The organism is Spiroplasma endosymbiont of Seladonia tumulorum, from assembly GCF_964020235.1.
In the GTDB taxonomy this organism is placed as follows: Bacteria; Bacillota_I; Bacilli_A; order Mycoplasmatales; family Mycoplasmataceae; genus Spiroplasma.
Genome location: NZ_OZ026545.1, coordinates 2,008,751 through 2,031,320 on the forward strand (window position 1 = coordinate 2,008,751; position 22,570 = coordinate 2,031,320).

Annotated in this window: 29 protein-coding genes, 1 tRNA gene and 1 pseudogene; 23 read left to right on the top strand and 8 right to left on the bottom strand. The window is 25.1% G+C overall.

Annotation, left to right across the window (positions count from 1 at the left end):
• Nucleotides 1-5: 5 nt before the first annotated feature.
• The 4 genes from scpB (at nt 6) to AACL22_RS12855 (ending at nt 1,930) form a co-directional block, all read left to right on the top strand.
• Entirely contained in the window at nt 6-554 is a 549-nt protein-coding gene (gene scpB / locus AACL22_RS12840; RefSeq protein WP_338992699.1) for an SMC-Scp complex subunit ScpB, read from the top strand.
• On the top strand, nt 554-814 hold the full coding sequence (locus tag AACL22_RS12845) for a S4 domain-containing protein (protein WP_338992701.1): 261 nt from the start codon (nt 554-556) through the stop codon (nt 812-814). The genes scpB and AACL22_RS12845 overlap by 1 nt, the downstream gene beginning before the upstream one ends.
• An 86-nt stretch (nt 815-900) precedes the next feature.
• A complete protein-coding gene (locus tag AACL22_RS12850; protein ID WP_338992704.1) occupies nt 901-1,215 on the top strand; it encodes a pseudouridine synthase in 315 nt (104 codons plus the stop codon).
• A gap of 106 nt (nt 1,216-1,321) precedes the next feature.
• Nucleotides 1,322-1,930 (top strand): deoxynucleoside kinase, encoded by a 609-nt coding sequence (locus AACL22_RS12855; protein ID WP_338992707.1) that lies wholly within the window; start codon nt 1,322-1,324, stop codon nt 1,928-1,930.
• 39 nt (nt 1,931-1,969) lie between these two features.
• On the opposite strand, the gene AACL22_RS12860 is transcribed toward AACL22_RS12855, so the two are convergent.
• Both AACL22_RS12860 and AACL22_RS12865 read right to left on the bottom strand, forming a co-directional pair.
• On the bottom strand, nt 1,970-2,533 hold the full coding sequence (locus AACL22_RS12860; protein ID WP_338992710.1) for an inorganic diphosphatase: 564 nt from the start codon (nt 2,531-2,533) through the stop codon (nt 1,970-1,972).
• Between the two features lie 553 nt (nt 2,534-3,086).
• Nucleotides 3,087-3,251, bottom strand: coding sequence for a hypothetical protein (locus tag AACL22_RS12865; protein WP_338992713.1), 165 nt, complete (start codon nt 3,249-3,251; stop codon nt 3,087-3,089).
• Between AACL22_RS12865 and AACL22_RS12870 the strand changes: the two genes are divergently transcribed.
• The 8 genes from AACL22_RS12870 (at nt 3,250) to AACL22_RS12905 (ending at nt 7,980) form a co-directional block, all read left to right on the top strand.
• Nucleotides 3,250-3,432 carry a hypothetical protein gene (locus AACL22_RS12870; RefSeq protein WP_338992716.1) on the top strand — a complete coding sequence of 61 codons (183 nt, stop codon included), beginning with the start codon at nt 3,250-3,252 and terminating at the stop codon, nt 3,430-3,432. The two genes, AACL22_RS12865 and AACL22_RS12870, sit on opposite strands and share 2 nt — an antisense overlap.
• 455 nt (nt 3,433-3,887) lie before the next feature.
• Nucleotides 3,888-4,127, top strand: coding sequence for a hypothetical protein (locus AACL22_RS12875; RefSeq protein ID WP_338992719.1), 240 nt, complete (start codon nt 3,888-3,890; stop codon nt 4,125-4,127).
• Between the two features lie 30 nt (nt 4,128-4,157).
• Entirely contained in the window at nt 4,158-4,745 is a 588-nt protein-coding gene (locus tag AACL22_RS12880; RefSeq protein ID WP_338992720.1) for a hypothetical protein, read from the top strand.
• 95 nt (nt 4,746-4,840) lie between these two features.
• Nucleotides 4,841-5,365 carry a hypothetical protein gene (locus AACL22_RS12885; protein ID WP_338992722.1) on the top strand — a complete coding sequence of 175 codons (525 nt, stop codon included), beginning with the start codon at nt 4,841-4,843 and terminating at the stop codon, nt 5,363-5,365.
• 104 nt (nt 5,366-5,469) lie between these two features.
• Nucleotides 5,470-5,607, top strand: coding sequence for a hypothetical protein (locus tag AACL22_RS12890; RefSeq protein WP_338992723.1), 138 nt, complete (start codon nt 5,470-5,472; stop codon nt 5,605-5,607).
• Between the two features lie 329 nt (nt 5,608-5,936).
• Complete coding sequence (locus AACL22_RS12895; RefSeq protein ID WP_338992726.1) at nt 5,937-6,347, top strand: hypothetical protein; 411 nt, start codon at nt 5,937-5,939, stop codon at nt 6,345-6,347.
• 19 nt (nt 6,348-6,366) lie between these two features.
• A complete protein-coding gene (locus AACL22_RS12900) occupies nt 6,367-7,695 on the top strand; it encodes a hypothetical protein (RefSeq protein WP_338992727.1) in 1,329 nt (442 codons plus the stop codon).
• Nucleotides 7,696-7,710: 15 nt separating this feature from the next.
• Entirely contained in the window at nt 7,711-7,980 is a 270-nt protein-coding gene (locus AACL22_RS12905; protein WP_338992729.1) for a hypothetical protein, read from the top strand.
• 100 nt (nt 7,981-8,080) lie between these two features.
• Here AACL22_RS12905 and AACL22_RS12910 read toward each other — a convergent pair whose 3' ends face one another.
• The 4 genes from AACL22_RS12910 to AACL22_RS12925 form a co-directional block, all read right to left on the bottom strand.
• Complete coding sequence (locus tag AACL22_RS12910; RefSeq protein ID WP_338993126.1) at nt 8,081-8,965, bottom strand: IS3 family transposase; 885 nt, start codon at nt 8,963-8,965, stop codon at nt 8,081-8,083.
• The gene (locus AACL22_RS12915) at nt 8,932-9,195 is read right to left on the bottom strand and encodes a hypothetical protein (RefSeq protein ID WP_338988774.1); all 264 of its coding nucleotides are present in this window, start codon (nt 9,193-9,195) and stop codon (nt 8,932-8,934) included. Before AACL22_RS12915 ends, AACL22_RS12910 begins: the two co-directional genes overlap by 34 nt.
• A gap of 149 nt (nt 9,196-9,344) precedes the next feature.
• Nucleotides 9,345-9,794 (bottom strand): lipoprotein, encoded by a 450-nt coding sequence (locus AACL22_RS12920; protein ID WP_338992731.1) that lies wholly within the window; start codon nt 9,792-9,794, stop codon nt 9,345-9,347.
• A gap of 12 nt (nt 9,795-9,806) precedes the next feature.
• A complete protein-coding gene (locus AACL22_RS12925; RefSeq protein WP_338992734.1) occupies nt 9,807-10,718 on the bottom strand; it encodes a hypothetical protein in 912 nt (303 codons plus the stop codon).
• Nucleotides 10,719-11,124: 406 nt separating this feature from the next.
• On the opposite strand from AACL22_RS12925, the pseudogene AACL22_RS13970 reads away from it, so the two are divergent.
• The 10 genes and pseudogenes from AACL22_RS13970 (at nt 11,125) to AACL22_RS12980 (ending at nt 20,611) form a co-directional block, all read left to right on the top strand.
• Nucleotides 11,125-11,887, top strand: a pseudogene (locus tag AACL22_RS13970) (IS30 family transposase).
• Nucleotides 11,888-12,009: 122 nt separating this feature from the next.
• Nucleotides 12,010-12,711 (top strand): hypothetical protein, encoded by a 702-nt coding sequence (locus AACL22_RS12940; RefSeq protein ID WP_338992742.1) that lies wholly within the window; start codon nt 12,010-12,012, stop codon nt 12,709-12,711.
• A gap of 278 nt (nt 12,712-12,989) precedes the next feature.
• Nucleotides 12,990-13,694: an ECF transporter S component gene (locus tag AACL22_RS12945; RefSeq protein WP_338992745.1), complete on the top strand. Its 705-nt coding sequence runs from the start codon at nt 12,990-12,992 to the stop codon at nt 13,692-13,694.
• A 59-nt stretch (nt 13,695-13,753) separates the two neighbouring features.
• Nucleotides 13,754-13,830 (top strand) — tRNA-Arg (locus tag AACL22_RS12950).
• A gap of 115 nt (nt 13,831-13,945) precedes the next feature.
• Entirely contained in the window at nt 13,946-14,704 is a 759-nt protein-coding gene (locus AACL22_RS12955; protein WP_338992748.1) for a DUF3196 family protein, read from the top strand.
• 118 nt (nt 14,705-14,822) lie between these two features.
• Nucleotides 14,823-16,118, top strand: a complete 1,296-nt coding sequence (tig, locus tag AACL22_RS12960; protein ID WP_338992750.1) for a trigger factor — start codon at nt 14,823-14,825, stop codon at nt 16,116-16,118.
• A 281-nt stretch (nt 16,119-16,399) separates the two neighbouring features.
• A complete protein-coding gene (gene lon, locus AACL22_RS12965; RefSeq protein WP_338992752.1) occupies nt 16,400-18,718 on the top strand; it encodes an endopeptidase La in 2,319 nt (772 codons plus the stop codon).
• A 177-nt stretch (nt 18,719-18,895) separates the two neighbouring features.
• The gene (locus tag AACL22_RS12970) at nt 18,896-19,387 is read left to right on the top strand and encodes a hypothetical protein (RefSeq protein WP_338992755.1); all 492 of its coding nucleotides are present in this window, start codon (nt 18,896-18,898) and stop codon (nt 19,385-19,387) included.
• 283 nt (nt 19,388-19,670) lie between these two features.
• Entirely contained in the window at nt 19,671-19,928 is a 258-nt protein-coding gene (locus tag AACL22_RS12975) for a hypothetical protein (RefSeq protein WP_338992758.1), read from the top strand.
• Between the two features lie 128 nt (nt 19,929-20,056).
• Nucleotides 20,057-20,611, top strand: coding sequence for a hypothetical protein (locus tag AACL22_RS12980; protein ID WP_338992761.1), 555 nt, complete (start codon nt 20,057-20,059; stop codon nt 20,609-20,611).
• Between the two features lie 294 nt (nt 20,612-20,905).
• Here the strand turns inward: AACL22_RS12980 and AACL22_RS12985 are convergent, their stop codons facing one another.
• On the bottom strand, nt 20,906-21,055 hold the full coding sequence (locus AACL22_RS12985; RefSeq protein ID WP_338992764.1) for a hypothetical protein: 150 nt from the start codon (nt 21,053-21,055) through the stop codon (nt 20,906-20,908).
• A gap of 516 nt (nt 21,056-21,571) precedes the next feature.
• Nucleotides 21,572-21,874, bottom strand: a complete 303-nt coding sequence (locus AACL22_RS12990) for a lipoprotein (RefSeq protein WP_338992767.1) — start codon at nt 21,872-21,874, stop codon at nt 21,572-21,574.
• A 394-nt stretch (nt 21,875-22,268) separates the two neighbouring features.
• On the opposite strand from AACL22_RS12990, the gene AACL22_RS12995 reads away from it, so the two are divergent.
• Nucleotides 22,269-22,445: a S1 RNA-binding domain-containing protein gene (locus AACL22_RS12995; RefSeq protein WP_338992769.1), complete on the top strand. Its 177-nt coding sequence runs from the start codon at nt 22,269-22,271 to the stop codon at nt 22,443-22,445.
• The last annotated feature ends 125 nt before the right edge of the window (nt 22,446-22,570 follow it).

A 22,570-nucleotide genomic window follows, 5' to 3' on the forward strand; every position in this document is an offset into this window, starting at 1 on the left:
ATTAGATGAATTTAAATAAAAAAATGGCTGTTTTAGAAGGGCTATTATTTATCAGTGGTGATGAAGGAATTAATTTAAAAGAAATTGCTCATATTCTTGAAATTTCTGTTCCTGAGTGTGAGGAGGTTTTAGCAAAATTAAAACTAGAATATCAAACTAATAATAATCGTGGGTTAACAATAACATCTTTTGCTGATAAATATCGCTTAGCAACAAAGCAAGAATATTATCAATTTTATTTAAAATTAGCTAATAATAAAATAGAAGCACGTTTATCACAAGCAGCATTAGAAACATTAGCAATTATTGCCTATCGTGGGCCAATTAGTAAACCAGAAATTGAAGAGTTACGAGGAGTTAATTCTGACAGTGTTATTAACAAATTACGCGCACGTGATTTAATTGATGAAGTTGGTAAAAGCGAATTACCAGGGAAACCAATGACATATCATATTACTGAAGAATTTTTAAAAGTTTTTAATTTAACTTCTTTAGCAGATTTACCACAAATTAAGGAAACTGTGATAGAAAAAGAGCAGGATTTATTTAAATAATGGAACGCTTACAAAAAGTTATTGCAGCAAAAGGTTATTGTTCACGACGAAAAGCAGAAGAATTAATTATTCAAGGACGAGTTAAAGTTAATAATATTGTGGTAACAACGTTAGGTACTAAAGTTAGCAAAAATGATCAAATACAGATAAACAATCAAATCCTTACGAATGAAAATGCAAATAAGGTTTATTTGATGTTGAATAAACCACGAAATTGTGTTTCAACAATTATGACCCGCAACATCGCAAAACAGTTTTAAATAAACTATGTTAAAGGTGTAGGTGTTTCAGAGCGAATTTATCCGGTGGGTCGTTTATAGACTATGATACTAGTGGGCTTTTGCTATTGACTAATGATGGAGAATTTACTAATATTATTACACGCCCAAGTCATATTATTAATAAGACATATCATGTTTTGGTTTCTGGTTATCTTTCAAAACAACAATTACAACAATTAGCAACAGGACTTGAAAATGAACCAGGAATTATAACAAGCAAAGCGCAAGCAAAATTAGTAAAATATGAAGAAGCAAAAAATGTTTCGATTCTTTTATTAACAATTCATGAAGGCAGAAAACATCAAGTTAAAAAAATGATACAAGCATTAGGACATGAAGTTATTAAATTAAAACAAATTGCAATTGGTTTTTTCAATTAGATGAAACATTAAAGCCTGGTGAATGACGTTATTTAAAACCCAAAGAAATTAAACGTTTTTTTGGAATAGCATCACACTTAAAAACAAAATAAAGGAGAAAAAAACAATGCGGATTACGTTAGCAGGAGTTGTTGGAGTAGGGAAATCAACTGTTAGTAAGCTATTGGGAGAAAAACATCATTATATGGTAATGGATGAGCCAGTTGAGGAAAATCCATATTTAGATCAGTATTATGCTGATCCAAAAGATATGGCTTTTAAAATGCAAGTATATATGGTAATGGCGCGTAGTAAACAATTAAAACAAGCAAAAATAACATCTAATATTATTTTTGACCGTAGTATTTTAGAGGATCCAATTTTTGTTGATGTCTTATATGAACTAGGATATATGAATACAACAGATTATAAAGTTTATAAAGAATTTTATGATGTTGTTGTTTTACAAAGTTTATATTTAGATGAAAACATTAAACCAGAATTAGTTGTTTATTTACGAGTTGATCCAGAAATAGCAATGGAACGAATTACCAAAAGAGGCCGAGCTAGTGAACAAAATATTGGCAGTGCTTATTGAACATTATTAAACCGAAAATATGAGGAATGATATGAACGCTCAAAAGATAAGTTTAATTTTTTAGTTATTGATGCCAATCATAAAACACCAGAAGAAATTGTTACCATAATTTCAGAAAAATTAATTGAAAAGAAATAAGACAATAAAAAACTAGTGTCAACACTAGTTTTTATTTGTTTAAATTTGCCCTAATCCTTTTTCTTTTCAAATTTTCATTACAGTATCTTTTCCTTTTGTTTCTAAAATATCTTTGTATTCTAAATAACGTTCTTGACATTCTTTAATTTCTTTTAAAGCTTGGTCTAAGCCACTTCAACCATTAATTTTAACTTCTTTTTTTTGCAAAGTTTTATATTGTAAAAAGAAAGTTTCAATTTCATTTCGTATTGCTAATGGAACATCTTCTAAAGTTTGAATATGATTAAAACGCGGATCATCAGCCATCACAGCCATTAATTTTGTGTCAATTTCCCCGTTATCAATCATATTAATTGTTCCCAAAATACGAACATTGATTTGACAACCAGGAATTGTGGGGTAAGTGCTTAATGAAATTACATCAAGGGGATCACCATCTCAATCTAATGTGTTTTCAATAAAACCATATTCTCCTGGATAAAAATTAGCACCATATAAAACCCGGTCTAAAACAATTCGCCCTGTTTTAAGATCATATTCATATTTATGACCAGACCCCTTAGGGATTTCAACGATAATTGGTAAAACATTATTTTTACTCATTATTTTTCTTCCTTTCTTTACTTTCCTAATTATTAATATAGCATAGAAAGGCAAATAATGTTATGTCTTTTTAATTCTTTTTATTTTTTTGCAGTAAGATCAAAAAAAAGTATTGTGTTATATTCAAAAAAAAAGATAATTATTATTTTTATATAAGTTATAAATTTAAAAAACAAATGCATTATATTATATATTAACATATTTTTAATAGAATTAATAAATTATTTTTTATTTATTATTTTTTTAAAAAAATGAAAAATTTTGGTAATTTTATCAATTTTAGGTATACAATGAAAGTAAGAAAGGTGGCTATGAAGAAACAAAAAATTGTATTAAAATGTATCAATTGTATTAAATTACCAAATTACCAATTTATCAACCTTATAAAAAAATTGATAAATTAGGAGGCCAATTACTATGAATACATTATTAAAATACATTACATTAGCAGGACTTGCAGCAGTACCTGTTGCAACTGCAACTTCATTACCAATCTTAGAAACCAATAGCAATACTGCTATTTCATCAAGTAGTTTGTTACAAGATGCAGCTACTATTGAAAAAAAGCTGCTAAAGCTATTGCTAATCAACTTCGTCTTGAACCAGCAGATGGATCATCATTAACAGAACGTGAAGTAATCAATAGCGCAAAAGATTTAATATATAATAAAATTGATGAAGTAAAATTTGATGCAATCGCTTCGATAACTGATGACATGGATGCTAGAGAAATTACAGAAGTAATTAATGATATTAAAGCAGAAGATTTAATAATTCCAAGTGGAGATACTAAACTTTTAAAAGCTGGATATCAAAAAATAACAATTAATTTAAAAATTAAAGAAACAAATAATATTATGTCTGTAATCTTAGTTAATGTTAAAGCACTTGAAGTTTAATAAACAGTAAAAAATCATTAGAATAAAATTAATACTAAAATTGCTTCATATAAATAAATTGTATGAAGCAATTTATTTAATTATGTAAATTGTAAATTCAAATGTAGCACTTTATTAAAAAAGAATAAAGTGCTTTTTATTTTGTAAAAAATACTTATATTTATTGGATTAATCGTTAGATAGTATCTTTTACACTTAAAAAAATATGTTTTTTCAGAAAAATCCATCCTTTCTTTTCTTAAAAAATTTTGAATAATTGTTTTATTTAGTTGTTAGTTAATTGTTAAATATAATTACTAAAAAATATATTTAATGATAAATTATTAAATTATTCAGAAGTAGAATTTGATGATGGAATTGTTGAATTAGATACAATTTTAACTTTTGCTCGTAAATTAGACCCTGTAGAAAGTGATTTTAACCCTAATCTTTGGGCTGTTGATATTGAACAAGCAATGGATACTGAGGTTGCTTATAAACGTAATAAAATTTTAGAAATTATTAATAAAGGAGTAGTTACAACCATTCAAGGCCAAAAAGCAGATGATACTAATGCTTTACAAATTCACGATGAAATTATGGATAAAATATATGAAAATGGCTTTACCCCATCAGAAACAGTTGTCTTGGGTTCGGCTGATTTTATTCGTGGAATTCGTAATAAATTACAGTTACAACTTGGAGCAAATGATTAAATAAACAATGTAATTGAAACAAGCGGAGCAATGAAAACTGTTAAAGGAACAACATATTATATGGTTCCTAAAAAATTACCAATTATTAATAAAGATGGTTCAGAAGGAACAATTACTCTATTACCAGATGGTGTTAATGCAATTGCCTTTAAATTTAGTAAAAAATATGACCCTCTTATCTTACGCAAAAAAGACCATACTCCATTAAGAGTTGGTGCAGCTGCATTGGGTACTGGTATGGGTAATACTTTGATTATGGAAAGAGTTTTATATTTAGGTGGGGCAGTAGTTGAACCTAAGGGAATTATTAAACATATTGTTTCAAAAATTGATATTAGTAAAATTAATAAAATAGATAAACCAAATATTTATGTTACAGACCCAACAAAAGCAACAGCCGAACAGTTAAAATCACAATTTAAAGATGTTGTTTTAAAAGCAGTAAAAGCAGTAAATAGTTCTTTAACTGAAAGTGATTTTGATTACTTTATTGAAAGTAAAGGTGAAGACTGACCAATTAATATTACAAATGATAAAACTGTTGAAGTTCAAATTGAAGGTAAAAACAACGCTACTGGTCAAACAAATCCGATTGATGTTAAAATTAAAAATTCTTAATAGTACTAAAAAATAGTACTTTTTCGTTTGATATATATGCCAATTGGAACATCTAAAACAGCCCTTATTTATGCTGTTAAAAAAATCCAACTAGATTGTCAATCCAACAACAAGAAAAAAATTTTGGTTTACAGTTATTAGAATTTTTAGGAATTCAAGTTTTAGCACTTGGTTTATCAGTTTTAACTGGTGGTATTGCTTCGGCTGTTGGTCTTGGTGCGGGATTATCTAATTTTGCCGCAGCATTTATCTCATTTGGAGTAGAAACAGCAACCGATTTTTCCGTAAATCAAATATACGATAAATTAACATCAGAAGTAACAGCAAAAAGTACCGCCTTAAATTTGTTACCAGCAATTGGCGATGTTGGTAAATTAACGCGTGCTGCTCGAACAACTAGAATTTTAAAATTAGCAAAAGAAACTAAATTACTTGAAAAATTAGGTGTAATAACTGCTAATAATTTAGAAGATGTTGTAAAACAAGTTACAGGTAAAAAGATTTTATCTGATAAATTAATATTTGATTTTACAAAACAAGCTAATAATGAAACTTTATTATATACAATTGGAAAATTAGCCCAAAATGATTTTATAAGGGTTTTAAAGTTTCTAAATTAGAAACAATTAATAATTTATTAAAAATTGAAAAAAATATTCAAAAAATAAGTCCTACATTAGTTCAAAAAATACCACGCATAAATGAAATAAATGCTAATAAATGATTGTCTGAATATGGATTAAATATTGATAAAATAAGCAAAATTAATACTAATGAGTGATATAACATAATGACTAATCTTCATAAAAAAGGTGTTGGTAAAAACCTAATAGCAGTAAAATATATAATAATAAATTATTAAATATTTTTCATCAAGCACCAATTAAATTAAATAAAATTTTAAATCATTTAAACCCAAATTTTTATATTCAAAAAGTAACTAAAAAATTATTAGCCCCAATTGAAAAACAAATAATTACTATTAAACAAAAAGTAATTAGTAAAATTACTGATAAAACTAAAAAAATATTATCTAAATTTGAAACTAAGGCTATTAAAAAAGGTCAATTATTACCTTTTGCTTATGGTTCTGATGTTTTTTTAGCAGTTAAAATTGTTCCTTTATCAGTTGCGGGTGAAGTTGCTTTAACAATATATTATAAAAATCCTAAATATGCCCCTATTGTCGTTATGACAACTTTAATCAAAGCAGAACAGTTTGTTTTAGCTCCTGAACCGTTTAAATTTTATATGAACAGTGAGTGGTTTATTGGTTGGGGATTTAAAAAAACAAGTTTGTTTAATTTAGTTTCTTTTGCCCCACTTGTTTATCAGCAAGTAGTAAAAGATAGTTTTAAAATATATCGGATAATTGCTAAGATATTAAAAATGCAAGAACAATTTAAAAATAACTTTAATAAAGATAAATTGTTAAATACGCTAGAAGATAGTGTGGTTACTAGTTTGTTAGGTAATGGACTAGTATTTCAAGCATATAAACAACTCAGAACAAAACAAGATTTAAACAAAACAATTAAAACAAAAACATTACTAAATAGTAAAAAATTTATATTAAAGAAAATATATTCTAAAAAAAAGTAAATGATAAGGAGATGATTAAATGTTAAATGAATTATGACAAAATGTTACTTTGGAAAATTATAATAATTTTATTCCAATGACAGGTAAAATTACACAAGTTCCAGTTCGTTATAATAAGTTTTTTAAAGGTGATGTAGAATTATGATTTAAAACATTTGCTTTAAGAGCCCAAAATATGATTAATTCTTACTTAAACTATCCATTTTCAAAACTAAAGTTTGAAACATTTAAAAATCCATTATTAAAGAAAATTTGTATTAATATGGTGTTTATTACGATTGAGCATTGAACATTTAACCGCATTCCAATTGAATTTTTTACTTCGGTAAATATGAGTGTTGGTGATATTAATTATTCATCGCAAAATGACCCTATGATTACTTGACAAGGTCTATTGCCTACCTATGCAAAATCATTGGCTAATTTAACAACTTTAAAGAAAATGTTTCGTACTTTTCAAGAAGAAGGTATTGATTTAACAATGATTGATTTAGAAGCATATTATACTCAATTAGAAGTTGATGCTTTAATAGAAAAAGAAAAAACTAAAATTGACAATAAAACTATTGTTAAAAATAACAATAATGAAATAAATGTTCCCTTTGATAATGATACTATTTTTTATGATAAAACTAATAAAGTTTGAAAATCTAATACTGCTAATATTATTAATCCAGATTCTATAATGAAAACATTAAATCATAATGATTTTGTTATTACTGAGGGTGGTAATAATAAAGGTAAAATATCTGTAACAAACGGTTACAATGATGAATTAGCAATTGATGATCCAACTAGTGGCGGTGAGTTTGTTAATTATATGAGAACACGACAAATTGGAATTAAATTAATGCCTACTCAAAGTGGTAAAGCGAATGCTTCATTTAATCAAAAAACAGGTGAATTAGAAATTTGAGACCCTTCATTTAAAAATAATGATATAACTGCTAACTTTGAAATTATTAAAAAAAGTACAACATCAGAATTAAAAATAACTGATGACACATTACCAACTACAAAATATATTAATGAACATTATCAAATTAAAAGTAGTGATTGAGAAATTGTAGATATTACTGATTGAACTCCTAATGTTAATGAATATCAAATAAAAGATTGAGATAAAAATAAATATAAATATAAAGTATGAGTTAATAATCAATTTTTAAATAGTTTTTATTTATCAACTTATAAAGGATTTACAGGAAATATATCAAGTGGAATAACAACTACTGGTAATGAAAAACAAATTGCACAATTAAGAAATAATGGAAAAATTATAATATATTCAAAAAATGCTGCTGCTAAAATGACTAAATTATATATTGAAAGAAAAAAAGTAAGTTAGAAAGGAGATGATTTTATGCCAAAAGTAAATATTAAAGATGTAATTATGTTTTTGAAAATCTTTGGAGTTTCATCATTGTTTTTTATCGCAGGAATTATTATTTGTTTTATAGGAGAAAAAACATTAGGTATTTCTTGACCAGCATATGTTATTGTTTCAGCAATGCTTATCGGAGCTGGAATTATAGTTTTGATTATTGAAACAATTAGATTTATCAAAACACATAACAAAAAACAAAAAGAAGATAGTATTGAAGATGTTATTAAAAAAGAAGATACAAAATAAAGAGGTGATATAAATGGGATTATTACCAGCAAAAAAGAAATTAAAAAAAGAATATGATAGAGTGCACCCATTTTAGTAAGTACTAATAAAAAAGTATTTACTATTTTTTAATTATATCTTTTTCTTTACGATTTGAATATCATGTATTTCATTTTATAACATCTTGTATATATTCTTTATGTGAATTATATATTTTATTATGGATTGTAGCTTTCTTAAGTAATGAATGAAAACTTTCTATAACAATATTATCTGCACAGTGGTAATTTTTTCCCATTGAAATTGTAATACCGTTAGATAAACATTTATCGTGATAAATAGTGGATGTATATTGATATCCGTGATCTGAGTGAATTATTATTCCATTCAGATCTTTTTTTATTAATTTTATTTTATTAATTGCATCATTTAAATTATCCATTACTAATTTATTGTCATTATATTTAGATCACTTTACATCAACTATTTCTTTAGTATATCCATCAATAATTGTTGATTGATAATATCTTTCTCCTTTTCAAATTAAATATGTTACATCAGTATATAGTACTGAAAACCTTGTTTTTATATCATTGAATTTACGATTAATTAAATCAGGATATTGCAATAAGCTTTTTTCTTTATTCTGTTTATATTTCATTTTTCTTCTCATTTTTCTTACATATTCAGATTGTATTTGATTATCACGCATAATTCTTAAAACTTTTTTTGAATTATATTTTATACCATAATCTTCCTTTAAATATTTAGTAATTCTTCGATAACCAAATTGTTTTAAATTTTCTTCATAGACTTTTACAATATCATTTATTGCTTTTTTATCTTTTTTGCTACTGTCATAATTTTTATATTTATCTCAATAACTACGTTTTAACCCTGTTACTTCTAGTAATAATTTTATTGAATATTCACAAAAATTTTGTTTAATAAAAGAGACAATTCTTAGTTTGCTTAATTGTAAAAGTCATGGAGCTTTTTTAATAATTCATACCTTGTTTTATAATATTCTAAATTTCTTTTGGCAAAAGAAATTTTAGGTCCTTTAGGATTGTTTAATTTTCCTTTTTTATGATTTGCTCATCAAGATTCTACTGTATTTGCATTTATATTATATTGTTTTGCTACTATTCAACAACTTTTTTGTTTAATTTCCTCAATGATTTTTGTTCTAAATTCTGATGTATATTTGTTATATTTTTGTCCTTTTTTTGCCATATAAAAATGCACCCCCTATAAAAATTTAGCAAAATCTTTTTTTATTTTACTTACTTTTTTGGGTGCACTCTATAATAATTCTCTTTTTTATTCACCATTAACTTTTACATTTCCATCATTATCAATAATTAAATTAGGTTCTTGTGTATTTAAATTTCAACGATAAACTGTTTTAAAATAATTATCATTTTTATTTTTTCAATAATGGAAATAAGACTCTTTTCCTTCAAAATTATTTTTTTACTATGTATTCCAAAATACCCATTAACTCTATACATTAAACTATAATCATCTTTATAACCTCTAATAATTATTGTATCGTATGTATTATTATTAAATTTAGTTAAATATCAACTATCATTTTTATCACCACGCCATACTACATAATAATATTTATTATCAACCTCATTAAATGGTTTTTCTTGTGGTGCTATTCATTCTAAAATACCATCTTTTGTATTTATTTTATTCTTTTCTTTTAGTTCTTTTAATTGTTCTTTGGTGTATTGTAGTGCTATATTTGTATTACAAGCAACTAAACTGGTTGTACTTGTTCCAATTAAAGTGATTGTTCCTATGATACTTAATATTTTTTTCATATTTTAATTCCACTATACTATAGCTGCTATTAATTCTGGTTCTGTCATTTCTCAAATTGATGAAAAAATACTAATAGCTTTTTCACAAAATAATTGAAAAACATCTTCGTGTATTAATACTTTACCGAATACGCTACCGTTTTTTGTTTGATTAAATAAAATATTAAAAATTTGTTCCCCTTTCATTGAAACTTCTGTAGTTTGATCATCTAGAATAAATTCATCTTCACTGTCTTTTCATGGATCTCTAACATAATAAGTATCTTCAAGTATATTTTCTTTATTTGGTTTGATTCCAACAATTAATGCAGCGTGTATATGGTGGTTATCACTTTCACCATCATATTTTTCATCAAATAAACCGCCAAACATAACAGGAGCTTGTCTAGAAAGAGATTCTCATATTAAATGTCTTATCCACATTGCTTTTTCTATTTCATTTAATCTATTTCAAAATAATCGATTTAAATTAATATTCTTTAAATTAAATCCCAAATTTTCTTTAATTATCGAGTTTGAGTTTAATAGTTTAATTATTTCTGATATTTTAACACCCTTATTTGCATTTTCTGGAAAAAAACTTGCAATTTCTTCTTGTTTCATTTCTTTAAGATCTTTATTATTAAACATATTATTATCAAATATATTTTTTAAAACTGCAATAACACATCATGAATTAGTTATTTGAAATTCCATTGGTTTTTTCATGCTAGTTTTTCTTAAATCAATTAACACATCTTCTAATATTGGATATGTTATTTCTTGTCTTTTAACTCTATTTAAATTTTTTAAATTATTTGTTTTTGAATAATTAATATCACTATTTAATTTTTCTTCTTTTTGATAAGGACTAGCAGCAATTGTTGTTGGTACAGCAGTTCCACTAATTGTTAATACACTTAATAAACTTAACAGTTTTTTCATAATTGTATTTCTCCTTTTCTTAATCTTGAAACTTTTTATCAAGATATGCTTGCATTATATATATAATGCAAGTCAAGTATTTTAATATATTTATTTTAGAAAGGAGATGAATTATAATGATTATTATTGTAGCATCAATCTGGGCTCGAGGTGATTTTCATAATTTTATAAAAAATTACTTAAAGTTTAAAAAAACTTTTGCCGCGCTTTTCAAAATACTTGGGAAAAATTCTAAGCGTTAAGCGAAGAATTTTATAAAGGTTCCCAAATTTGTTTGAAAGAACCTTAAAATCTTTTTTAACTTGTAAGTCATTTTATCACAAAAATTTAAGAAAATCAACCGCTCGCCCAAAACCTTAAAAAACTATATAATTAACTTTGTATATAAAAGAAAGGATTTTTAAAAATGGATAAAACAAAGCATCATTTTACTTTTAAAGAAAGAGTAATGTTAAAAGATTTATTAGAACTTGATTCTTTAAAAAGAAAAAATGGTAAATCCAATATATCTAAAATAGCAAAAATATTGCATAAAAATCGCAATACAATTAGACAAGAAATAAAAAGGTTAAAAGATAATGAATATGACGCTAAATTAGCACACGAAGATTATTTACAAAAACGACAAAAATGTTTTTAAAAATCATCATTATTGCTAAATATTTTAGAATGACTAGATGAAAAATATAACAAATTTCATGATTCACCAGAACAAATCTGTAAAAAATATGAAAAAGAGTTTGGTATTAAATTTCCGGTATGTTTTAAAACTTTATATAAATATATTCATTTGGGATTTTTAAATTTCAAGAAAGATAATTTGTATTTTCATGGTAGAAAATATAAAGCAAAAAATCGAATTGATAACCGTGGAAAAATAAGAAATTTTAGAACTATTGAAGAAGCAAAACATGATAAAAATGAATTTGGTTGATTTCAGATGGATACTATGGTTGGTAAAAATAATAGTGTTTGTTTAGTTTTAATCGAAGAATTAACCCAATTTAAAATTATTGAACCATTAAAAGAAAAAACAACAAAAGAAGTTACAAACGCATTAAAACGAACTTTTTCTAACAGATTTTTTAAAGATAATAAACTCTAAACTTAAAAAATCTTTACATTGACTATCTTCAAAAGAAGTTTTTATACAAATGTTTAATTTTTAATATAATTACCTATAAAAATTATTGAACATTTATTTTATTGGTGTTATAATAAAATTAAGTAGGGTGCTACACTTCATAGTACAATTTACATTATTAAAAAATAAAAAAAGAGATGAATTACTATGTATAAATTAATTAAATGCCTTACATTAGCAGGATTTTTAACTGGACCAATTGTTACAACAACTTCATTACCAAGTTTTAACTCAAATCAAGATGTTTTAAGAGATTCTGATTGTAACTGTGGATTAGAAGCAATTGCTTTAACTTACATTAAAGAAGCAATTGGTGAAATTGAATCAGTTGATGGATCAACTTTATATGCAGGACAAACTTATAATACTGCTTTCCAATTATTATGAGTTGCCATTGAGCAATCTAAAATTAAAGCAGTAGAAAAAGCGAACAATATTAGTGATAAAAACGTTAGAGAAGAGATTATTAAATTAATAAATAGCTTGAAAAATAGTGATGCAAAAATCACTGAAGAAAATGCTGTTTTAAGAACAGAAAATAATGAGATCTTAATTGATTTACAACTTGGTTCTGCAAAAGATACAATACATATTATATTAGATAGTGTTCGATTGTCACAAGACCCTGATACATTAGAATATACTGCATATGCAATTTTAGTTCAAATTCTAAACAAAGGAATAGCTGATGGTTCAGAATTGAATGCAAAACAAAAATTAGAAGTAGCATTGCCTTATATATGAAACTTTATTGATAAAAACAAAAAAGATACGATAGAGGCAATAACAAACAGAGAAGATATTAAAAATATTAAAATTAAAGAAAAACTTGTTAACTTAGTAAAATAGTTAACTAGTGAAAATATATCAATTGCAAAAACTAATAAAACTACAATTTTAACTGAAGGATTTAATCGCATTATAGTTACTATAAGTTTTTCTAAAAATGAATACAATGCAACAATTGGTTTAGGAAATGTTAAACCTGAAACAGAATAAATTGTTGGATATAAAATGCTTTGTATATGATTCATACAAAGCATTTTATATCCAACTGAATAATTTTTACAATTAGTTTTTACTTTGCTATATTTTAAAAATAATTTATAATTAAACAAGGTGATAATATGCAAACAAAAATAAAAAATTTATTTTACTTAGATACAAAAAGAATTGTGGCAATGGCAATTGTGATTGCTTTATATGTTTTATTGTCATGATTAAGTAAAATAATGAATTTAACAGTTTTTCCCGTTGCTCCATTTTTAAAAATTGAGTTAACTGATTTTTTAATGTTATTATCTCTTCGTTTGTTTGGTATTATTTATGCTAGTTTTTTAACTATTAGTGTTAGTTGATTACGAATGGTTTATTTAGGTGATACTCTTATTGATGTATTTGCTTTAATGTTAGCAGATTTAATTTTTTTATTAGTTTTTTGATTAGGCGATAATTTTTTACGAAAAGGATTTAATCACTTGTTTAAAAATAATTTTTCAAAAAAAGCTGATTATTTAATTACAACAATAAATGTTAGTTTAGCAACAATTATTGCTTCATTTGTAATGACATTATTTAATTGATTATTTATTTATGACATGTATGCTCATTTCTTACATCTTCCCCGCGAAACAGTACAATGATTTAAAAGTATTTTAGTACCGATAGTTATTCCTTTTAATTTATTGAAATTTACAATTAATAGTATTGTTTTTATCTTAATTTATCGTGCAGTAACTCACCTTCAAAAGCAATTTATAATAATAAAACCAACAAAAAAAGTAACAGAAGTATTACATGATTATAATATTATTGATGAAATTTATTTTTAAAAAAGCAAACTTATTTTCTTGAAAATATTCTTTAATTTATGTTATTATTTGTATGGTATGCCCACGTAGCTCAGTAGGAGAGAGCATGCGCCTTCTAAGCGTAGGGTCGGGAGTTCGAATCTCTTCGTGGGCGCCATTTTTTAAATTGTAATTAAATTAAAAACCTTATTTAAATGATTAAATAAGGTTTTATTTTTTAAAAATTGTTATAATAATATAAAAGATTGTTTTATCTAAGGAGGATTTATTAAATGCAAACACCATTAAATTATTATGATGAATTAATTAATGAAATTAAAGAATTAATTAGTAATCATAATTACAATGGTGCACTTATCAAAATTAATGATGAATTGCTGATGCCTTATATTCCTCAACAAGTTGAGAAAGTATTAACAACATTATTACAAGAAGTTAATGAAAAAATTCGAGAACAAAAGCCAAGTGAAACAACAGTTTGAACATTAGCAAAAATTAGTGATATTTTAGCGAATCCATCTGATGAGGAAACTCAATTATTAGCTTTTCAATATTTAAAAGACCAAAATTTACGACAAATTTTACCAGTAATTCGTCAATATTTTCTGAATAAAAAAGTCACTGATTTTGCAAAGATTTATTTATTATACTTATTAAAAAAACAAGAAATTACAGAAATATTTGAAGTGAAAAAAACAAATGGTATTTTTCACTTGAATCCAAGTCAAATAATACCATATAAAGAAAATGAACAAGTTAAAACCATAATGAAATTACTAGACCAATGAGTTTATAATTATAATCCTAGTTTATACCATACTTGTTTATATTTGTTAGAAACATATTATTATAACTTATATCCTTATTTTTTAGAAAATAATGAAGAAAAAGCATTAACAATTGCAATTATATATCAAGGTCATCGGATGTATGGTGAAAAAATAGTAATCCAAGATCTGGCAGAACAATTTACAGTTCAAGTTGAAATAGTAAAAAAATATCTTCCTTACTTAGCCCAACAAGAAATATAAAATAAATTATTATTTAGAATTAGACCAAAAAAGCAAAATAAATTGGGGAAAAAAGTTATTTAAAGTCATTCTTTTTGTTATAATAAATTATGTGCAATAATTAGTTAAGGAGTAAAATATGAAATTTAAAGCGGAAAAAATACAAGATAAAGGAATTGGAAAATGATATGTAACCATTGATGGTACAGAATGGACAGATTATATTAAAAAAGCTGAAAAAAAAGCAGCAGAACAATTAGAGGTTCCTGGCTTTCGAAAAGGGAAAGTACCTACTGATTTAATTAAAAAACATCTAACTGAAGCAAAAATTTTAGATGCGGCACATCATTTAGTTGTTAATAAAGCTTATAAGTTTGCGTTTGATCAAAAATCAGATATTGAACCATTTTCATCACCAGTTCCAAGTGTACAAAAAATTAGTAAAACAGAGTATATCTTACAATTAGAATTTGATTTAAAACCAGAAGTTAAAATTAGTAAGTATACTGGTTTTACTGATAAAGAATTAAAAAAGACAAAAATTGAAGTTAAAAAAGCAGATATTGACGATAATATTAATCAATTGCGTAATCGTTTTGCAATTTTTAAACCAAAAACAACAGAAATTACAACTGGCGATACAGTAATTTTTGATTTTGAAGGTTTTGTTGATGGAAAACCATTTAAGGGTGGTAAAGCAACAGATTTTACTTTAGAAATTGGGAGTGATCAATTTATTCCCGGTTTTGAAGAAGCCATGATTGGTTTAAAAACAGGTGATAAAAAAGAAATTGATGTTACTTTCCCAGCTGATTATTATGTTGAAGAATTAAAATCAACTCCGGCTATTTTTAAGTTAAATATTAAGGAAGTTAAAACAAAAGAATTACCAGAATTAAATGATGAATTAGCAAAAGATGTTAATTTAAAAGGTATTGATACGTTAGCTAAATTGGAGGCGCATGTTAAAAATAATATTTATGAGCAATTATTAAAACAAGAATATGATCATTTTATTGGCCATTTATTCCGCTTAATTGCAGAAGATTCAAAGATTGCTTTACCAGAATCAATTATTCGTAAAGAAGCAAATCAATTAAAACATGAGTTTGAACAAAAATTACAAGGTCAACAAATGGATATAAAAACGTATAAAAAACGAACAGGAATGTCAGAAGAAGATATTTTTAATGAGTTATTTAAAGACGCTAAGAATCGTTTAGAAAATGTTGTTATTGTTGATGCAGTTGTTCAAAATGAAAATATTACTGCAACTGATGCAGAAATTGATGAACAATATGAAAAGTTAGGAAAACAATTTGGAATTGATGGTAAAGCATTAAAAGAAACAAAATTAGTATCCGACCAACAAGTAAAAGAACAAGTTATGCATGATAAGGTATTTGCCTTTTTATATCAAAATAATGGTGAATAGAATAAAAACTAACATTATTGTTAGTTTTTATTATATAGGAGGATAATCTGGATTAGCATGAAAAGTGCTGAATTTTCTTTCTTTTTATGATATAATAAGAATATTATTAAGTATTAAACTGGTATTCCTTAATTTTGGGGTAAAGATATAATAAACAATAGGTGAGATGATTTTTTTGTTATAATTTTTGTGTAACTTAAATTTATATTGCGATATTTTTTAAAATAAGATAAGATATTGTCAATATAAGTGAAAAAAAAGAAACAGGAGGTGTTTTGAAGATGGATTCAAAAATAACACAATTAAAAAATGTACCCATTCTTGTAACACGGGGTAGTTATATTTTTCCAGGCTTTGAACAAGTATTAGAGGTAGGACGAGATAAATCAATTTTAGCGGTGAATACAGCTAGCAAGGATTTTGATAATCATATTGTGTTAGTTAGTCAAAAAAAACCGTTAGAAGATAATCCAAAATTATCTGAAATTTATCGAATTGGGATTTTAGCAGAGTTAAAAATTCGTAAAGTATGGGAAGATGGTAGTTTAACAGTTAATTTTAAAGCAGTTGATCGAGTAAAAATTTTAGATTTACGCGAAGGAGAATTTTATGCTGCTGATATTGATATTTTAAAATCATTTGTTAAATCAGAAGATAAAATTGTTGAAAAATTAACAGCGAATATTAAAGAATTAATGGAATTACAAGATATTTTGCCAGAAGATTTATTAGATCAAATTGGTAATTCAGTTGATGGGAATGAAGTTGTTGATACAATTGCCCAATTTTTACCATTTATTCCAGTGGCAAAAAAACAAGAAATTATTGAAGAATTAGATGTTGAAAAAAGACTTCAAATTATTTTTGATCATTTAGTTAATAAACAACAAGCCAATGATATTGATAATAAAATTAGCAAAAAAATTAAAGAACGAGTTGATGAACAACAACGTGAATATTACTTACGAGAAAAATTAAAAGCAATTAAAGATGAACTAGATGAATTTGATGGCGCCGCTGACGAAATGAAATTATATAAAGAACGATTAGCAAAAGAACCATTTCCAAAAAATATTAAAGAACGAATTGAACAAGAAATCACTCGTTACGAAGCATTACCACAAGCATCAAGTGAATCAAATATTATTCGAACTTATATTGATTGAATGATGCAAATTCCATGATGGGAAAAAACAGAAGAAAAAAATGATTTAAAATTTGCAAAAGAAGTGTTAGATAAATATCATTTTGGTTTAGATAAAGTTAAGGAAAGAATTATTGAATACTTAGCCGTTAAAACAATGACTAAATCTTTAAAAGGACAAATTATTTGTTTAGTAGGACCACCAGGGGTTGGGAAAACAAGTTTAGCAAAATCAATTGCTGAAGCAACAGGACGAAAATTTGTTAAAATGGCCTTGGGAGGCGTAAAAGATGAATCAGAAATTCGCGGGCATCGTAAAACATATATTGGAGCGATGCCAGGGCGCATTATTCAGTCAATGAAACGTGCTGGTTCAATAAATCCATTATTTTTATTAGATGAAATTGACAAAATAGCATCAGATTATCGTGGTGACCCCGCTAGTGCAATGTTAGAAGTATTAGATCCAGAACAAAATTCAACCTTTTCTGACCACTACTTAGAAGAAACATATGATTTAAGTGATGTTATGTTTATTGCAACAGCCAATTATTATGATAATATTCCAGAAGCTTTAATTGACCGAATGGAAATTATTCAATTATCATCATATACTGAATTGGAAAAATTCAATATTGCAAAAGATTATTTAGTTCCAAAAGTATTAAGTAATAATGGTTTAGCAGATGGACAATTAATAATTACCGATGATGCAATTAATGAAATAATTAAATATTATACGCGTGAAGCAGGAGTTCGTCAGTTAGAACGAGATTTAAATGCTGTTGCACGGAAATTTATTGTTAAGTTCTTAAATAAAGAAATGGTTAATTTAACAGTTAAACCAGATACTGTTAATGATTTATTAGGTAAACGTCGTTTTGAACATACCGAAAAAGAAAAAGAATCACAAGTTGGAGTTGTAACAGGATTAGCATATACTCAATTTGGTGGTGATATTTTACCAATTGAAGTTAATAGTTTCTTAGGAAAAGATTCATTAGTGTTAACTGGAAAATTAGGTGACATAATGAAAGAATCAGCATCAATTGCGTTAGACTATGTAAAAGCAAATTCTGGCAAATTTAACATTGATCCAAAATTCTTTGAAACACATGATATTCATATTCATGTTCCAGAAGGAGCAGTGCCAAAAGATGGACCATCAGCTGGAATTACCTTAACAACAGCAATTATCAGTGCTTTAAGTAATCGTCCAGTATCGAAAGATATTGGAATGACTGGTGAAATTACTTTACGAGGACAAGTCTTACCAATTGGTGGTTTACGAGAAAAATCAATTTCTGCCAACCGTAGTGGTTTAAAAACAATTTTAATTCCACATAAAAATATTAAAGATATTGAAGATATTCCAAAAGAAGTGCAAGAAACATTGAATATTATTCCAGTTGAAACATATGATGAAGTTTTCAAAAATGTTTTTGGCACAAACTAATTTTTAAAATGTATCAATTTGATACATTTTTATTTTCTTTGTTTTAACTCTAAATTGACAAAATAATTTAAGTATAGTAGTATCTTGTTGTATATGATTTAAAAAATAGTTTTTTAAAGTACATGGCTTATATTTGTTAGTTTTTAATAAATATAATAATGATAAAGGGTAAAAACTATGCGTGCTATGGTAAAAGTTGAAAAATTAGTAAAAAAAATTCTAAAAAATACAAGAAAACAAATTAAAAAACTTGCAAGAGCATTAGGTTTTAGTAAAAAGCAATCAGTACAAATTGCAACAAAAAACACACATAATTTAATAGAAACAATGGAAAGTTATCGAAAAATTACTGATTCAGAGCAAAATTTAAATTTTGAACCAGGTTTTTTAACTAATATATCTTGAACTTTTTTAAATAATGATAGTACTAAAGATGAAGATGGTTATGAAATTCCGATTAAATTAAATGATGAGCCAATTTATGAGGCAATTCCTGAGCCAATTTATGATAATATTCCATCTTCTAAAAATGAACCAATCTATGATTATTTACCACCAGCAAAACCAGTTCCAGAATTAAGAAAAGTAACAATTATTACAGTTCCAAAGTTAGATTCAATAAAAGTTAGCGATGTGTATAAAAATATCAAAGATAAAATGATAAACTAAGGTAAAATCTTTGAATAATATTATTTTTATTTTAGCCATTTAATAACAATGTTTTAAAATAATTTTATTTAAAAGATTTTTTATTTTTTATGTTAAAAATAAAAAAATTCTGATATAACTATTAGAAGGGTATTTTTAACAATCTATAATATATATTTAAAGACAAAATGATTTAGAATTACCAAAGGGGTTTAATTTTAAAATTGTTGCTAAATTAATATAAATATGATAGAGTGAAAATGTATATGATTTAAAAATATAAATATTGATATTTTTAAAATAAATGACTTTAATTAATTATTTCTGAAAAAATCAGAATAGTATTCATTTAGTTTTACAAAAATCATTGCCAGAAGATACAGTATTTACTGGCATTGAAATTAAATACCCTAAATCAATGTTATTTGGAAATATTAAGTGTTGAGGCAATATCAATGGTGTTTATTCTTATCCATCATCAAATATCGAAAATGCTAGTTTAGTACCATTATTATCAATGCCAATTGAAACAAACCCTAATTTAAGAGTATTTCAATATTAATTTACCGAAAGTTTTTTTATCATGAAGTATTGCAAAAAACTATATTCAAGGTAAAGATATTTTAGATTTAATAAATAAAAATGGTTTAGATAAAGTTTTATTGAATTATTTAACATATCGTTATAATTATGACCGTAAATTTCAAGGAGGTAAAATACGATGAAAAAAGTAATCCTACTAATAAAGCGGCTGAATTACGCCAAAAATTTGAAGGACAAAAACCCGAAGATGTAATTGATGGTTTGTTTGAAAATTGAAAATTAGATAATCCAACCCTTATTAAGGATAAAATTATTAAAATATTTAAACAAATTATCTATATGCTTTCAAATTACACATATAGCAAATATGCTATTAACAAAGGTTATAATGATGATATTAAATTATTTTTTCCTTATTATTTCAAACTAATTTCAAAACCAAATAGATTAGAAGAAGGATATTTTTATTTTTCAGATTGTCAAGTACAAATATATTCATTATATTTTGATTTTATTGGTTCTAATCCACCAATTCCAGTAAATTATTGAAAAGAAATTAAAGCACAAGAAAAACCATTTAATCAAGTGGATAATAAATGATATTTTGCTATATGGAAACCTAATAATTCTATTTATTGAAAAATATCAAAATTTAAACACGATACAAATAAAGGAAAAAAATTGAGGCTTGAGATCCATTAAAACCATATTATATTGATCTCTTTTTATGGGTTTTTGAAACAAAAGAACAAGATTTATTAATAGATGATCAATCAGAAGGTAAAATAGAACGAATTTTTGAAATGAAGATAAGGGACAAAATTTTAAGGCAGTTTATCGTTGAAATGGTGGTGGTGAACTTCTTAAACCTTTAATTGATTCAAGTACTGGAAAAATTATTGATTGAAATTTAAAACAACAACCAAATGTTAATAATAACAAAGATAATGAAATTAAAGTAAGTGTTAAAAACAAAGATATTTCAGAAAATCCTTTTTATCAATTAGAAACAAATTTTTTTAATTGATTATCATTAACAAATAAATTAGAAACAAATAGCATTCCTTCTCTTATTCCTGCTGAAATTAAATTATCTGATGGTGAATATGGTAAATATTTAACTAATTTAATTGTTTCTAATGACAAAATAGAAGACTATTTAAATTATTTTTCTGAATGATATAAATTACTTTATTCTAAAATAGATTGAATTAGTACAATCGAAGATTTAATTGATTATAGTATTAAAATAACTTTTGAAAAAAAACTATTTAATTTAAATCAAATTGAAATATCAGGTATATGAGGTTATGGTAATTATGAAATTACAATTTTTACCGAAAAAGTACAAATTAATATTAATAATTTACAACTATTTAATAAAAATAATGAAAAATTATCATTAATTATATTAGAAATATAAAAAGTCATTTTAATAAATGACTTTTTATTATTCATTAACTTTTACATTACCGGTTTTATCAATAATTAAATTAGGTACATTAGTATCTTCTAAATTTCAACGATAAACTGCCTTAAAATTTTGTCCCTTATCTTCATTTCAAAAAATTCGTTCTATTTTACCTTCTGATTGATCATCTATTAATAAATCTTGTTCTTTTGTTTCAAAAACCCATAAAAAGAGATCAATATAATATGGTTTTAATGGATCTCAAGCCTCAATTTTTTTCCTTTATTTGTATCGTGTTTAAATTTTGATATTTTTCAATAAATAGAATTATTAGGTTTCCATATAGCAAAATATCATTTATTATCCACTTGATTAAATGGTTTTTCTTGTGGTGCTATTCATTCTAAAATACCATCTTTTGTATTTATTTTATTCTTTTCTTTTAAATCTGCTAATTCTTTTTTGCTATATTGTGGTTTATTACAAGCAACTAAATTTGTTGTACTTGTTCCAATTAAAGTGATTGTACCTAAAAGACTTAATATCTTTTTCATTATTATAATTCCTTTCGCTAAATCTTTTTACAATCACAATTATATATACAAGGACTATTTAAGAGTTTGAAAGGAAATTATTTAATTTATTATATGGAAAGGGTCAATCTGGGCTTGCGGTGATTTCCATAAGTTTTGCGAAAAATTACTTAAAGTTTAAAAAATTTTTTGCCGCGCTTTTCAAAATACTTTGGAAAAATTCTAAGCGTTAAACGAAGAATTTTATAAAGGTTCCCAAATTTGTTTGAAAGAACCTCAAAACTTTTTTTAACTTGTAAGTCATTTTATCACAAAAATTTAAGAAAATCAACCGCCCGCCCAATTCCTGCAAATGATTTTTATAGTCTTAATGATATAATTAAAGCATTTAAAGAAAGGAAGTATATTTAATTTTATGTATAAAAAAGGAAATAAAGTTAATGTTAAAATAACAAACATTATACCTTATGGTGCTTTTTGCAGAGCAGAAAAGGCTGATGGTTTAATTCATATTAGTGATATTTCAGATTACTTTGTTAGAGATATTAGAGATTTTTTGATGTTGGTGATGAAATTGAAGTTGAGATACTAGATTTTAATTCAGTTAGAAAACATCTTAAATTAAGTTATAAAAATTGTCATCCTGAACTATTGAAAAATGATGATAATAATAAAATACAAAAAAAATCACCTAGTTTAGAAAAATCATTAAATACT